This is a genomic window from Pedobacter indicus (genome assembly GCF_003449035.1).
Classification (GTDB): Bacteria; Bacteroidota; Bacteroidia; order Sphingobacteriales; family Sphingobacteriaceae; genus Albibacterium; species Albibacterium indicum.
Window position 1 is genome coordinate 2,020,839 of sequence record NZ_QRGB01000001.1, and the last position, 13,324, is coordinate 2,034,162.

General features: G+C 42.3%; 13 protein-coding genes. 6 read left to right on the top strand and 7 right to left on the bottom strand.

Annotated features, from left to right (window positions below; genetic code table 11):
- Positions 1–272 precede the first annotated feature (272 nt).
- A complete protein-coding gene (locus tag D3P12_RS09110) occupies positions 273–665 on the bottom strand; it encodes a DUF805 domain-containing protein (RefSeq protein WP_118197045.1) in 393 nt (130 codons plus the stop codon).
- Positions 666–818: 153 nt separating this feature from the next.
- Between D3P12_RS09110 and D3P12_RS09115 the strand changes: the two genes are divergently transcribed.
- Together D3P12_RS09115 and D3P12_RS09120 are read left to right on the top strand one after the other, a co-directional pair.
- Positions 819–1,040, top strand: a complete 222-nt coding sequence (locus D3P12_RS09115) for a hypothetical protein (RefSeq protein ID WP_118194816.1) — start codon at positions 819–821, stop codon at positions 1,038–1,040.
- A gap of 17 nt (positions 1,041–1,057) precedes the next feature.
- Positions 1,058–1,672, top strand: a complete 615-nt coding sequence (locus tag D3P12_RS09120; protein WP_118194818.1) for a hypothetical protein — start codon at positions 1,058–1,060, stop codon at positions 1,670–1,672.
- 16 nt (positions 1,673–1,688) lie between these two features.
- Here D3P12_RS09120 and D3P12_RS15675 read toward each other — a convergent pair whose 3' ends face one another.
- On the bottom strand, positions 1,689–1,811 hold the full coding sequence (locus D3P12_RS15675; RefSeq protein ID WP_317124666.1) for a VF530 family DNA-binding protein: 123 nt from the start codon (positions 1,809–1,811) through the stop codon (positions 1,689–1,691).
- 210 nt (positions 1,812–2,021) lie between these two features.
- Between D3P12_RS15675 and D3P12_RS15350 the strand changes: the two genes are divergently transcribed.
- Positions 2,022–2,180 carry a hypothetical protein gene (locus D3P12_RS15350; RefSeq protein WP_157970306.1) on the top strand — a complete coding sequence of 53 codons (159 nt, stop codon included), beginning with the start codon at positions 2,022–2,024 and terminating at the stop codon, positions 2,178–2,180.
- Between the two features lie 203 nt (positions 2,181–2,383).
- Here the strand turns inward: D3P12_RS15350 and D3P12_RS09130 are convergent, their stop codons facing one another.
- The 3 genes from D3P12_RS09130 to brnQ form a co-directional block, all read right to left on the bottom strand.
- Complete coding sequence (locus D3P12_RS09130; RefSeq protein ID WP_118194820.1) at positions 2,384–3,940, bottom strand: RagB/SusD family nutrient uptake outer membrane protein; 1,557 nt, start codon at positions 3,938–3,940, stop codon at positions 2,384–2,386.
- 22 nt (positions 3,941–3,962) lie between these two features.
- The gene (locus D3P12_RS09135; protein ID WP_118194823.1) at positions 3,963–7,073 is read right to left on the bottom strand and encodes a SusC/RagA family TonB-linked outer membrane protein; all 3,111 of its coding nucleotides are present in this window, start codon (positions 7,071–7,073) and stop codon (positions 3,963–3,965) included.
- 267 nt (positions 7,074–7,340) lie between these two features.
- Positions 7,341–8,648 (bottom strand): branched-chain amino acid transport system II carrier protein, encoded by a 1,308-nt coding sequence (gene brnQ / locus D3P12_RS09140; RefSeq protein ID WP_118194825.1) that lies wholly within the window; start codon positions 8,646–8,648, stop codon positions 7,341–7,343.
- A gap of 178 nt (positions 8,649–8,826) precedes the next feature.
- On the opposite strand from brnQ, the gene D3P12_RS09145 reads away from it, so the two are divergent.
- Positions 8,827–9,363, top strand: coding sequence for a hypothetical protein (locus D3P12_RS09145; RefSeq protein ID WP_118194827.1), 537 nt, complete (start codon positions 8,827–8,829; stop codon positions 9,361–9,363).
- Between the two features lie 14 nt (positions 9,364–9,377).
- Here the strand turns inward: D3P12_RS09145 and D3P12_RS09150 are convergent, their stop codons facing one another.
- Positions 9,378–9,698 (bottom strand): DUF493 domain-containing protein, encoded by a 321-nt coding sequence (locus D3P12_RS09150; RefSeq protein WP_118194828.1) that lies wholly within the window; start codon positions 9,696–9,698, stop codon positions 9,378–9,380.
- 167 nt (positions 9,699–9,865) lie between these two features.
- Here D3P12_RS09150 and D3P12_RS09155 point away from each other — a divergent pair, with 167 nt between their 5' ends.
- Together D3P12_RS09155 and D3P12_RS09160 are read left to right on the top strand one after the other, a co-directional pair.
- Positions 9,866–11,272: a glycoside hydrolase family 76 protein gene (locus tag D3P12_RS09155; RefSeq protein ID WP_205941082.1), complete on the top strand. Its 1,407-nt coding sequence runs from the start codon at positions 9,866–9,868 to the stop codon at positions 11,270–11,272.
- A 25-nt stretch (positions 11,273–11,297) separates the two neighbouring features.
- Positions 11,298–12,449 (top strand): Sb-PDE family phosphodiesterase, encoded by a 1,152-nt coding sequence (locus D3P12_RS09160; RefSeq protein WP_118194830.1) that lies wholly within the window; start codon positions 11,298–11,300, stop codon positions 12,447–12,449.
- 8 nt (positions 12,450–12,457) lie between these two features.
- Here the strand turns inward: D3P12_RS09160 and D3P12_RS09165 are convergent, their stop codons facing one another.
- Positions 12,458–13,300, bottom strand: coding sequence for a universal stress protein (locus D3P12_RS09165; protein ID WP_118194831.1), 843 nt, complete (start codon positions 13,298–13,300; stop codon positions 12,458–12,460).
- Between the last annotated feature and the right edge of the window lie 24 nt (positions 13,301–13,324).

A 13,324-nucleotide genomic window follows, 5' to 3' on the forward strand; every position in this document is an offset into this window, starting at 1 on the left:
TTCGGTTCTAGGGCAGAATAGAAATCGTACATTTCAATTTTCGGCTCACGTTCGCACCCAAAGTGGAAAACTAAGAGTAGCAAACAAATTAATTTGATTCTATATTCCATGTTATTGATTTGTAGGTGTCAGCTGCCCATTTTTTATATACTTTAGACTGTTACTAGACTGTGTGGGATGTTACTGTATATGGACCACGATGACCCTGAAAAGGCCACGCAATTGATTGATGGATTGAAAGTTTGAATTTGTCCGAACGTATTACTTTACCGTCACGCCATAGCCATTTTAGGGTTCTCACCATATTTATTGGGTCCATACTTGCTATCTGTCAGCAGAAGCACCAATAACCAGATTCCTCCAATGACGGGTATTAAGCTTATGAAGATCATTGCTCCGCTGTTGCCAGTATCATGTAAGCGCCTAACGGTTACCGCAAGACCGGGGATCAATGCTGCTACAGCGTAACAAGCATATAAAGGACCGTAAAAATTGTAAGGATATAATTCGTTCCCGACAAGCATAGGAAGTCCTAAAACATTATCTAGGTAAAGGGCAATCGCAGCCGCCAAAATATTGAACAAAGCAAACATCCAATATTCCGTACGGCGTGCTCTTCCACTAAAATTTGCATAGTTTTTCCAGGCTTTTAAATACCATTTCATGATTTTCGGTTTAGGTTTATAGTAGGCTAAAGTTATTGAATATTTGCAGAAATAAAGAAACCTTTGGCAGCTAATTTTATCATAATCGCAGGTCATTACGTTAAAAAATCATACATTTAATAACATAAACGAAAAGCAATTAAAGCCTGTGCTATGAAAGCGCATCACTTTCCATCGATCTTTTCCACTGTTTTAACTAAAACTAGTCTCTTACTGGGCATAGTTTTGCTATGTCATTTCTCTGCGAAAGCTCAGTATCCTGAGTCCACCCTAAAGGACGCATTTAGTAACAATTCACTGGAAGTGCTGGATGTCTTTATTAATGAAAATAACATTAATAAAGCTCTTCCTGATAAACGAATAGAATCAAAATAAGGAGTGCTTTAACGGCCTTGTTTCAAGAATATAGTAAAAAGGAAACAACAGTTCAGTATGCTGATGCTATTCCTCACGGCGAAGAATATATTATCGTTCAGTCGGAAGTAGAGGTTTGTTATACAGATAAATCGGATATTGATTCGGCTCTCATTCGCCATAGGCAGAGACGCACGTTAAAAGGGATAACCAGCTATCCTCATAAAAATATCTTTTCTTTTTTTATGTCTGCTAATTACTCGGATTTCAATCGGTTGACTGATTGTGCGGTTTATCGAGTGGGCGTCGATGACTCAATCAATCATTACAGAATGATCGTCGCTGATACTGCCTTCGTTAAAGAGGTGGTAGATTTTTTAAGCGAAGAGGAGGAGGGAAGAACTAGTTATCTGAAGAAGGTTAATTTTCTAAACAAAAAATTAAAGTTATTTGAACAAGGCGGTCAAGTCCGTATGTCGCCGCCGCGATACACCTTTCACTATAGTTTGTATGTCGATCGAATTATTTTCGATAAAGAACTCCAACAAGCGTACATCCAATACTCATTAAGAAATAAAAGTTCGGAAGCACATTTTCTGTTGGAAAACGACCAGTGGGTATTAAAGAAAAATGTCGATGCGCTTGAGTATTAGCAATTATCCGATACAATTAAAGTTTCCCTTTTCTCAGCAATTTGACATACAGGTTTTCCACTTTGGTTCTTGCCCACGGTATTCTTCTTAAAAATACCAAAGATGATTTAAGACTTGGATTTTCATTGAAACACTTAATCTATATTTCCTGTCCTAATCCTTCCCAGCCTTTGTATTATGCCACCAAGCTCTCGATGATGTCATCTAATCGTTTTCCATGTAAAGGATTATTGGCTTGCTCTTGCATATATAAATTGCGGGCATAGTTTGCTAATTAATATACAATTATAGCGAATCCAGCGATGAAATAATAATTGCTGAGTAAATCTATTCTTGCCAACTAGCATCAATGAGCGCCATTGAAAGCGCTGCGACGCTAACCATGCGGACATCCGCCGTTCCTTTTCGAACACATTTCAACGGTGGTGCCAACCGTGTATCACCCACTTCCAACCATGTTTTAAATGAACAGTTAACAAACCCTGATCAATCAGTAAACAAACAGTAGTCAAACAGTCGTTTTACCAGGGTGTGAGGACTGTTCAACCACTGTTTGAACACTGTTCTTCTTGACAAAGTTAAAAGCGTTTTCTCATCATGATTCCATAAGAATTGAAAATCTCGGCCGGAGTTTGGAACAAATAAAAAAGAGGCTGTTCGGTTAAATGAACAGCCTCTTTGAATAGGGTTACCTTGATGGTAAGAGTGCCCTTAGTATTCAGGGTTCTGATCCAATTCTTTATTCAGATCGAGCTCGCCAAGTGGGATAGGCCACCAGTAGTCGCGTTTCGGATCAAAGCTGCGGACTTCGAGCTCTTTGCCATTGTAGGCGTGGACTGGGCCACTCAACATTTCCTCACCGATCATCCAGCGACGGATGTCGTTATAGAAATAACCTTCGCCTACAAGTTCGATGCGGCGTTCGTGGCGTATTTCTTCACGAAGGGATTCTTTGGTATGACCGGGTTCAATGTGCGGCATATCAACGCGATCGCGAATGGCATTGAGTGCGTCGTAAACTTGGGGTGATGGACCGGAGAATTCATTGAGTGCTTCGGCATACATCAGCAGCACGTCTGCATAGCGGATTACCATGTAATTGGTCTCCGACTGTCCGCCTTTGAGATCGGCTTTGTCGGACGGCGGTTTCTCTTCATCGTAGATGCTGTATTTCTTCATGCCATAGCCGGTAACCGCAAAGCGACTTTCACTAACGGTTTCACCCATGTAGGTGGCGCCGGGATAAACAATGGTCATATCCATGCGTGGGTCGCGATTAGCGTAAATATTATCCGGATCGTATAAATCTGACTCTTCGTAAGGAAGGCCGTCTTTCATATAATAGGCGTCGATCAGCTCCCGCAGCGGGGCATTGGTATTGTACTGACGGCAGATCAGGTCAAACGAATGTCCTCCATCAGGATAGATGTATTGGATATCGAAGATGACTTCTTCGTTGTTTTCATTCTCTGGTAAAAAGAGAGCTCGATAGTCGGGGTACAGGTCGTACTGACCCAGATCAATCACGGCCTTGGCTGCTTTCGCGGCTGCATCCCATTTCTGGATGTCATTGTTGGTGTTAAACAGTGGGCTGGCCTCAAAGAGTAATACTCTTGCTTTTAAAGCTAGTGCGGCACCTTGTGTAACGCGACCAACATTGGCGCCGGAATAAGAGGGTGGGAGAACAGGTGCTGCTTCATCTAAATCTTTGATGATTTGAGCTACGACCTCGGCTCGTGGTGTGCGAGGACGATCGCCTTGCTCTAATGCTGGTGGATCTAAGATTAGAGGAACATCACCATAATAGGCCTCTAGGAAGAAATAATACAAGGCTCGTAAGAATTTAGCTTCGCCCTTCATGCGAGCATTCTTTTCTTCGTCGATCTCTACTCGATCTACATTCGCGAGGAAGGTGTTGGCGCGACCGATCCCCATATAGGAGCGAGCCCAGCGGTTGGCGATAACGCCGCCGGTGGTTTCCATTTGCTTTCCGGAAGCGATGGAGTTGAAGCCTTTGGCGTCGCTGTAATTATAAGCGTTTGGTGTAGCAGTGTCCTCCCAAAGTGGAGTGGCCTCATTGCCATAGATACCATCGTAGCGCAGGATATTATAAACGCCTGTCAGGGCTGCGTCTGCCGCTGCTTCTGAGTTCCAGAAATTACTTTCTACGTATTTGTCATCCGGACTGCTGTCCAGTAGGCGATCCCCGCATGAGCCAAAAACCAAGCTGCTGATTAGGATTCCATAACATATTTTATTGCGTAACATATCTTTTCCGTTTTTTTAGGTTTTAAAAAGTAACATTGATTCCACCGCTGATGGTTTTGACCATCGGGTAATGGTAGAGGGAGCTTACATTCACCGATGTTTCAGGGTCGTAATCCTTGTACTTACTGAAGGTGAAATAGTTCTGTAAGTTGACGTATAAATGGATATTTTGTACCTTGATCTGAGATAACCAATGTTCAGGAAGGCTGTAACCCAGTTGGATGTTACGAATGCGTAGATACGATCCGTCCCGTAGCCAGAAGTCGGAGCGTCTGAAGTTAGCCTGACCGTCTTTCGCTTCGGTTACGATCGGTAGTCGTGCATTGGTGTTCTCAGGTGTCCATGCGTCCGTTGCCCATTCCCAAGTGGCGTTTGCCCCATTGTTGAATGGAAAGGCAATGTTTCCGGTAGGGTAGACCTTCATGCCCGCTACACCTTGGAAGGTGGCGCCTAGGTCGAAGCCCTTGTAGCCTACGTTGAATTGTGCTCCGAATGTATATTTTGGCATAATGGACGATGAATTCATCACGACACGGTCGTCTCCATTAATGATTCCGTCTCCGTTGACATCCCGATATTTGATAAAGCCTGGAATGGTACCCGAACCTTGGTCTGCCCATTGTTCAATTTCTTCTTCAGTCTGGAAGATACCTACTGCTTCTAACAGATAATGCGAGTTCATTGGTAAGCCTTCTTGAGTAATGGTGGATAGGTTCGTGCCATCGTCATAAAGGATTTGGCCGTCTAAGTCGATCACCTCATTTTTATTGTAATTGAAGTTACCAGATACATCATACCACCAATCGCCTTTCTGATCGCGATAAGCCAAGCTCAGCTCGTAACCCATATTGTCTACCGTGCCAACATTTCTTTTCGGGCCACCGAGATTACCGACTTGTGCCGGAAGGTTTACGGTACGCAGAATGTCGGTAGTGCGTCTTTTGTACACTTCACCTGTAAAGCTTAATTTGTTATTGAAAATCCCTAGATCAACACCCAGGTTATAACTGGTCGTTGTCTCCCAAGAGATATTAGGATCGGAATAGGAATTGGTAGCCGCGCCGGATACCAACGCTCCTCCGAAGGAATAGTCTTGTCCGAGTACAATGGATTGCTCATAGCTATAAAGTGAAACAGCTTGATTACCCATGGAGCCAACGGATGCTCTTAATTTGAAGAAGTCAAAGAAGCTGTCTTCCATAAAAGCTTCTTTGTCAAGGCGCCAAGCTGCCGATGCTCCGGGGAAGAAGCCCCAGCGCTTTCCCGGTGCAAAGCGTGAAGATCCGTCATAACGAGCGGTTAACTCCAAGAGGTATTTCTCTTTGTAGTCGTAATTAGCGCGTCCGAAATAGGAGATTAGGATATCTTCAGTAGAAGAGCCATTGATTGCCAATCGTTCTGTTCCAACGCCGATAGCGGTAAGTGATCCGTCTAAGTAACCGGTGGTCTGTGCATCAAAGCCTTGACTATGGTACCAGTCGTAACCGCCACCGATCATCAGGTTCAAGTTGTGATCTTCCGAGAAGTTACCCGCCCAGCTTAGGGTGTTGAATATGTGCAGGCTCATATCGTTATAATCATAGTTATAAGCCCTTGGTGCCGTAGCCGGGTTGTTCCAAGTCTGGATGATGGGATCTCCATTTTCATCCGGTTGATTCAATTGCTTGGTCATGTGTGGTACAAAGCGTTCCAAAAAGCCATCGTACTTGTCCATACCTAGTTTCGCATGGTATTTTAAGTTGAACGGTAATTGATAATCAGCGTACAATGTTGTTAAGAAGCGCTGTACGGTTTTCTTGTAATTTCCTTCTTCAGCGAGCATTCTCGGGTGCTCCCAGTTGTTCCTCCCCTGGGTTCTGATGGTAGGAACGCCATAAGCACCGTTTGCCAAGGTGTCGGGCAAAAGGGGGAGAGCACGCATTACACCTTTCCAAAAATCGCCGTTGCCATATACCGGTTGCGTATAATTGCGGTAGTACCCGTTCATAGTTAATCCAACGGTCAGCCGATCGTTGACTTTAGCTGAGGTGTTAATTCCAAGTGAGTATTTGTTCTCGTTGTTATTGGGGCCGATGATGATCCCATCCCGGTCTAGATAACCTAACGATATCCGGTAGTTGATGGTTTCTGATGATCCTGAAAAACTTAGATCGTGTTTTTGCATCAAGCCAGGTTCCATGGCAATATCAAACCAGTTGCTGGCGGGATAGAGATAAGGGTCTTTGCCTACTCCAGCTTCGTATTCTGATATGATTTCATCGGAGTATTCAGGTTGTGATTTGCCACTATTTAACCCTGCCTGGTTTTTTAAGCGCATATAAGCTATTGGGTCCCATATCGCATCTGGCAGCCGGGTCGCTTGCTGCGAACCGATATAATAATTGTAATCAACCTTTGATTTTCCTCTTCCCGTTTTGGTGGTAACTAGAATAACACCATTAGCAGCTCGCGATCCGTAAATAGCTGCGGAAGCATCCTTTAGAATAGTGATATTTGCGATATCGGCCGGATTAAGCTCATCCATCGAGTATTCTACGCCATCAACCAAAACCAATGGATTGCTATTGTTCAGCGTTCCCACACCGCGAATACGGATGGTTGCTCTGTCTACCCCCGGCATACTATTGCTCAAGTTAGTGTACAGTCCGGGAACCCCGTGTAATGCGTTACTGACATTTGTGATGGGTTGATTTTCACGGTCTTCCATATTTACCGTTGTAATAGCGCCGGTCAGGTTCTTTCTTTCACGCTCGCCATAGCCGATCACGACTACATCTTCTAGATCGTTCGTAGCCCGTTGTAATGAGATGTTGACTGACTTTGTATTTTGCGAAACGGTGATCGTTTGCGATTGCATTCCGATAAACTGGAATTTTAATTCGGTGCCCGTAGCAACGGAAAGTGTGAATTGTCCGCTATTGTCGGTTGATGCCAGTGGATTGTTGTTCCCCATAATGGAAACACCCGGTAGTGATTCGCCATCTTCGGCGGACTTTACAGTTCCCTGTACCTCAATCAACTCCTGTGCGTGGGTGCTGCTGATCGGAACTAAGCAACAGAGTAGGCTAAAGGTTGCTAAGCACCGTAACAGGCATCGCTGTTTCTGTTGGGATAGAAATTTTAGGTTTTTCATTGTGCTGTATTATTAGGTTGCAAAAATTTAGGCAAGGTTTCGACTTCACCAATCGTTAACTCTTTAAATTAAAACAAATTCCTTTCGTGTTAATTTTATCGAAACAGTTCGAAATTCGTTTTCGCTTTATTTTTAAGAGATAAGGAAAGTAAATACAATAATAATAAACATTGTTATAGAAAACAAAATTAAAAAAGAAATAAATCGAAAGCTATTAGACGGCTTAATGTGATGTTTATCCCTTTCAAGAAATAGGAGATATCTTGGTTATGCTGATTGTTGTGTTGTTTTATCGGTCGATCCTGTGATTGCCCAAGTGGCTAAAAAAGCAACTGCTGAGGGGATGACCCACCCTAATTCATATTGAAAGAGCGGAATGCGATTTAATAACACAATCATTTCATTGTCAATAAGTCCCAGCTGTCTTGACAGGTAAAACACCGCGATTACAGTTGATGCCAATAGTGCGGCGATATAAGGTTTCCGATTCCGTACGATGCGTGCAAAGAAAATGTAATAAAGTACGAGGGTAATTGCGATCGGATATACAAAACTTAAAATTGGGTAAGCGAAGGTGATTATATTGTCTACTCCAGTAATTGAAAGTATACAAGACGCTATGCAGCAAATGGTCACAAGTAGCTCATACCTTAATGCGTTTTTTGTAAGTGACGAAAAGAAGTTTCCGAAAGCTGAAACCAGCGCAATAGCCGTTGTAAGGCAAGCAAGCGCTATAGCAATCGCTATCGCAAGTGTGCCGTATTGTCCGAGCTCAGAGTTTGAGATATGCAGTAATAGTTCTGAGCGCATAATGCTCATGTCAGTAATACCCGAAACGGCTCCTAGATAAACCAAGCCACCGTAGATTACGAAAAGAAAGAAAGATGATAGAATGCCTGCGGTAATGACTACCTGCATTTTGGACTTTGTTGTATGGTAGCCTTTAGCTCGGGACGCAGCAATAATAATTCCGGCAAAAATGACTGACGCTAACACATCCAGCGTTTGATATCCTTCTACAAAACCCAGTGTAAATGCTTTACCTTGACTAAGGTTGGTTTCACCATAATCACTTGATGGAGAAATGATGCCGATCAGTATTAAAAGGATTAAGAGAATCAGTAGTAGTGGTGTTAGGATGTTGCCAATGATATCCACGACGCGGGTTGGACGAATGGTCAGAGCTAAAGTCACAAGGAAGAAACCGATGGAGGTCCAAACAGGGGTAGATTCTGGAAAGGAAGGTAGTATACCCACCTCATAGGTTGTCGCCGCAGTGCGTGGGATGGCGATTAACGGACCAATGCAAAGCATAATAGTGGTTCCCAGAATAGGCGAAAGAAGTGGGTGTATTTTAGCTCCGAGATCTTCAAAGCGCTCACCGGCACTGACAACAGACAAGATTCCTAAGAAAGGTAATAAAATACCCGTTAGTCCGAACGCTAAGATCGTCGTCCAGACATGATCGCCGATCTGTATTCCAATATAAGGCGGTAAAAGTAGGTTCCCGGCACCAAAGAACATAGCAAATAACGCGAATCCAATGGTGATGATATCTCTTGTTTTTTTGTTCAATTTTCTATTTTTATCCTTTTATTTAGTGTTTTGACTTAAGAGGATCGCAAAATAGGGAATTTTTGCTACTTTACAGCAGGAAATAAAAATAGTGTAAATAAGCCGACTTGGATAACGCTTGTGATCAAAATACCTTTCTATAGCAAAATGAATAAACCGATTCCTAATTGAGACCATAATGAACCTAAAGAAACAACTCGCTGATCGTATTTACATCGTTGATATAAAGAATATAATAAAATACGTAAAGGGCGATGCGGAAAGGAAATTGGAGTTGTATAAACTGCTTTTTGATTCAGATATGAAAGTTGCTTATCATGCCGGATGGGTGATGAGCCATTTTTTCCAAAAGGAAAACGAATGGTTGTTTGAAAGGCGAAACGAATTGATTGATCTGGCGATGACTTGTGAGCATCCGGGTCTGCGGAGGCAGCTTCTTACGATCTTGTATCGGCAACCCTTGGCAGATTCGGAACGAGTGGATTTTCTTGATTTCTGTCTAGAAGGGATATTTTCATTGCAACATCCGTTAGCCGTTCAATCGCTCTGCATAAAAATTGCTTATGAGCTTTGCCGGTCGATTCCGGAATTAAAGGGGGAACTTAGAGCTGCATTGGAGATGATGGATGATGAAGAACTCTCACCCGCTATCCTCGCAGCCAAACGTAATGTTTTACATGCAATGAAGACGGGTAAGAGTCTGCAAAAGCACTAGTAATACTCGGTAGCCTAAAGCATCATAATATCCGGTATTGCAGCTACTTTTTTATAATAATCGATAACCTCATCAGCATTGTTTACGAATGCTTGTACTGTGATTGAGGTATATTTCCCTCCGGAGGAAGCTTTGTCTGAAAACTTCACACTAGGATGGTCGAAAATGCTCTTAACGCGCTCGTTATTGTCAGAATCATTTTTGACGATGAATTTAAAAGTATAGAATGAAGGAAATTGTTCTACTGCATTCAATTTTTCTTTAAAGCTTATGTAGAAGTCTCTCGTTGGATCCTGGATGTCTTCGATATTTATTTTGTTGTTGAAATCTTTCATTTTTACTCCTTTACTGTTTCTTATCAAGAAATGTACCTAGTGTTATTTTATGAAGAATTGTCATAAAATTCATTTTATAGATAAAAGGATTTAGCAAATGAATGTTATATTTGACAATGCTTAGAAAGAGACCAAAACCAATTATTCTCACTGCGTTCACAATTTTTATGTTTACGATTTTAGGTTGCAGTGTATATAATAAAACAGAAACTAAAAAAGATAATGAGACACCCTCATCCGCTTTGGCGACACGAAATCTGAAGCGGGCAATTACGATCCTAGATTCAGCCGTAGCTCATTATTTTGTAGGAGAGGAGATGGCGATGGCACGCTTCTACAACCCCTTTAAGAAAGAATTGTCGGAGGAACGAGGAAGTGTATGGATGTATACCAGTGCTATTGAAGGAGTGAATGCCATCCTTCATTCGTTGGAGTCAGCGAAAAAAAGCGGTGAAACTGAACTGTACGATGAGAATTTCTCCAAGTATGCAGAATTGTTATCCCGGCTTTATGACAAAGCTGATTATTATTTGGGAACCTTTGAGTTAACTTCTTTCACCCAAACGAAAACTTGGTCTGTATATGCGGTAGATCGAGTAAATCAAAAAGGGAAAGCAAAGGTTACTGGTATCTACAATGTGTACGACGATCAAATGTGGCTGATCCGCGAGCTCATAGAATCTTATCGGATAACTGGACAGAAGACCTACTTGGAGAAGGCTGAATATCTAACGGAATATGTTCTGGATGGTTGGGATACGACGCTGGATGAAGAAGGGAACGAACATGGTGGAATTCCTTGGGGACCGGGTTATGTTACAAAGCATGCCTGCAGTAACGGTCCATTGATCAGTCCCCTTGTCTGGTTGCATGAGATCTATGAGTCTAGCGACGAACAGATAGAATACCGTTTCATCGATCCTGCCGACCAAAGAAGCCGGAAATCGGTACAACGTAAAAAGGCAGAACATTATCTTGATTACGCAAAGAAAATATATGATTGGCAGAAAGAAAAACTTCTGAACGCAAAGGGTGTTTATGCAGATATGATGGGCGGGTGCGGGTCTTGTAAGATTGCTTACGAGACTATTGATGGTGAACGTTATCGGGCGAACACTCGTGTGACCGATGCGGTAGGACAACCTTATACTTATAACAGTGGTACGATGTTATCAGGTGCTGCCGACCTCTATCGTGTATCTAAAGGCAAAGAATATATAGATGATGCTAAATTGTTGTCAGATAATAGTTTTAATTATTTTGCGGTAAAGGGAAAAGACATCTCAGGTTATTATAGCTACGATATAGGTGGCTTTCGGAACTGGTTCAATGGCGTGCTATTGAGGGGTTATTTAGACCTCTACCCGGAATACGAGGGAGTGGCAGATTATATCCATACCTTTCAGCAGAACCTAGACTATGGATTTGACCACTATCTTCAGGACGGAGTGTTGCCGACCGACTTGCTAAACGGCTGGAACGAAGATAAAAACAGCAATCAGGTGGAGGGCATGTTTCAATTTACTTTTGCTGCGGAATATGCGGTGTTGGCTGGATTTGAGTATAATAAATAACATATTAATTGTCAGTATATTATATATGAAAACAAAACTTATTACATTAGCTTGTTTGGTATTGTGCGCCGTTGCACCGATCTATGGACAAAAGGCAGATGTACGTTGGTTCCCGGAGGTCCCTGGTTACAAAGTGCTAGCTGGCGACTTCCATATGCATACCGTGTTTTCTGATGGCCATGTTTGGCCGACTTTGCGGGTGCAAGAGGCAGCAAGAGATGGATTGGATGTGATTGCCATAACGGAGCACACCGACTATGAAGGCTATGCTGATGATATAGAACGAAATCGGGAACGGGGATACGAAATTGCATTGGAAGAAGCCGAAGAGAGAGGAATCTTAATAATTAAGGGAGTAGAAATTTCTCCGCGTGTCGCACCTTATCATAATAACGTGCTTTTTGCTACCGATTTGGATGCTTTTCCTTACGGCTACATGAAAGATAGCGAGGGTACCTTTGGTATGAAAGACAATATAAAAGAGTCTGAGCTTCTTGCACCTTTTGAGGCCGCGGAGAAACAGGGGGCATTTGTATTTTATAATCATCCGTCTTACGGATGGTGGGTTCCTTCAGATGATCGCGAGCTATTTACCGATATTCATCAGGACTTATTGGATAAAGGGCTTTTAGGCGGTGTGGAGGTAGTCAATGGGGGACGCTATAATGTGATTGCTCACCGCATGGCGATGAAGTATAATTTGACAATGTTTGGAAATTCAGATGCGCATTGGGGCCTACCGGAGAACAGCAGACCGATTACGATCGTCCTGGCGAAAGATAAGACTCAGGAGGGAGTAAAGGAAGCTATTTTTAACCGTAGAACGGCTGTTTACTCAAAGAATATGCTTATCGGTCGCAACGATGACGTCGAAACGCTCTTCAAAGCATCGTTGGATGTCACTACAAAAAAGATCAATGCAAAGAACCGTCCGCAGTTACAAATAGACATTTACAATAAATCAGCTATGGATTTTGAAGTGAATTTCAAGACCGATTTTATATTGGATGCGTTACCATTAGGAAAGACTATCTTAAAATCGAAGGAAACAACAACAGTGTTGCTAGACGCCGTTTGGGAATACCCGGCATCAACTACCCTAAGCGTTGAGGTCCAAAATATAGTTGTTTCTCCCGATGAACATTTGGTGACGGAGCTTGTTGTACCTGTAAAATAGTTCGTACGTTAACCCGCATGAAAGAATATTGGTGTCTTTAGCTGGTGTGCCAAGGCTTTCACCAGGCTTTTGGAGAACAGTCTGTTCATAAAATTTCTCCGTTCTTTAGTAACTAATAGAATTCCAAGGTTTTGAGACTCGGTGAGGTTGAAAATGTAATCAGGAAAATGTTCTCTGACATCTAGTCGCCCGACCATTTCCTGAACAATGTATTCTACGTTTTCAACTCCCGTTTTGACTTTGATTTGTTCTGCCCATGCTTTGAGATCGTCTTCGGATTTGATGCCGCCTTTCTCAAGAATGTGGAATAGAACCAGACTGTCTGGTTTGCCAAAGACTTTAATATAGGCATCCAATACTTCGATTTCTGATTCTTTAAAATTAGTGAGAAGGCCGGCGCGCGATAGGATAGTGGAAAAAGGTTGTACGGGAACTGCTAATGTTGGTATCGTTGACTTTTTGATTACATCGAACGTATTGGTTCCAAGGACCACATGTTTCAACCCCGATGCACCCTTTGTTCCCATGATGATAAGATCATACTCATCACTTTTTGTTATTTCTTTTAAAATATTTGCTAGAACACCATCTTTAACTTCGCTAGTAAACTCAATTTCTGAAAAGTCTGCTCTGACATCTTCAAGAAACTGCTTCATGTTTTGACTCGCAATTTCAGTTTCATTGTCATAGACCTCTTGATTGAATTCTTCAGTTGCAAAATTGGACGAATAACTAAGGTAGCTGTGAATGAGGTGGATAGTCCAGTTTAAGTCTTTGGCCAAATTGGCAGCATAACGTGTTGCGACAAATGCGTTATCTGAGAAATCTACAGGAACTAATATTTTCTTCATAGTATTAAAGTATTTGAGTCCTAA

What these genes read in the sequence shown, in the direction of transcription:
- D3P12_RS09110 (WP_118197045.1), bottom strand. Translation starts at nt 665, where the DNA reads ATGAAATGGTATTTAAAAGCCTGGAAAAACTATGCAAATTTTAGTGGA.
- D3P12_RS09115 (WP_118194816.1), top strand. Translation starts at nt 819, where the DNA reads ATGAAAGCGCATCACTTTCCATCGATCTTTTCCACTGTTTTAACTAAA.
- D3P12_RS15350 (WP_157970306.1), top strand. Translation starts at nt 2,022, where the DNA reads ATGAGCGCCATTGAAAGCGCTGCGACGCTAACCATGCGGACATCCGCC.
- D3P12_RS09130 (WP_118194820.1), bottom strand. Translation starts at nt 3,940, where the DNA reads ATGTTACGCAATAAAATATGTTATGGAATCCTAATCAGCAGCTTGGTT.
- D3P12_RS09135 (WP_118194823.1), bottom strand. Translation starts at nt 7,073, where the DNA reads ATGAAAAACCTAAAATTTCTATCCCAACAGAAACAGCGATGCCTGTTA.
- D3P12_RS09145 (WP_118194827.1), top strand. Translation starts at nt 8,827, where the DNA reads ATGAACCTAAAGAAACAACTCGCTGATCGTATTTACATCGTTGATATA.
- D3P12_RS09150 (WP_118194828.1), bottom strand. Translation starts at nt 9,698, where the DNA reads ATGAAAGATTTCAACAACAAAATAAATATCGAAGACATCCAGGATCCA.
- D3P12_RS09155 (WP_205941082.1), top strand. Translation starts at nt 9,866, where the DNA reads ATGTTTACGATTTTAGGTTGCAGTGTATATAATAAAACAGAAACTAAA.
- D3P12_RS09160 (WP_118194830.1), top strand. Translation starts at nt 11,298, where the DNA reads ATGAAAACAAAACTTATTACATTAGCTTGTTTGGTATTGTGCGCCGTT.
- D3P12_RS09165 (WP_118194831.1), bottom strand. Translation starts at nt 13,300, where the DNA reads ATGAAGAAAATATTAGTTCCTGTAGATTTCTCAGATAACGCATTTGTC.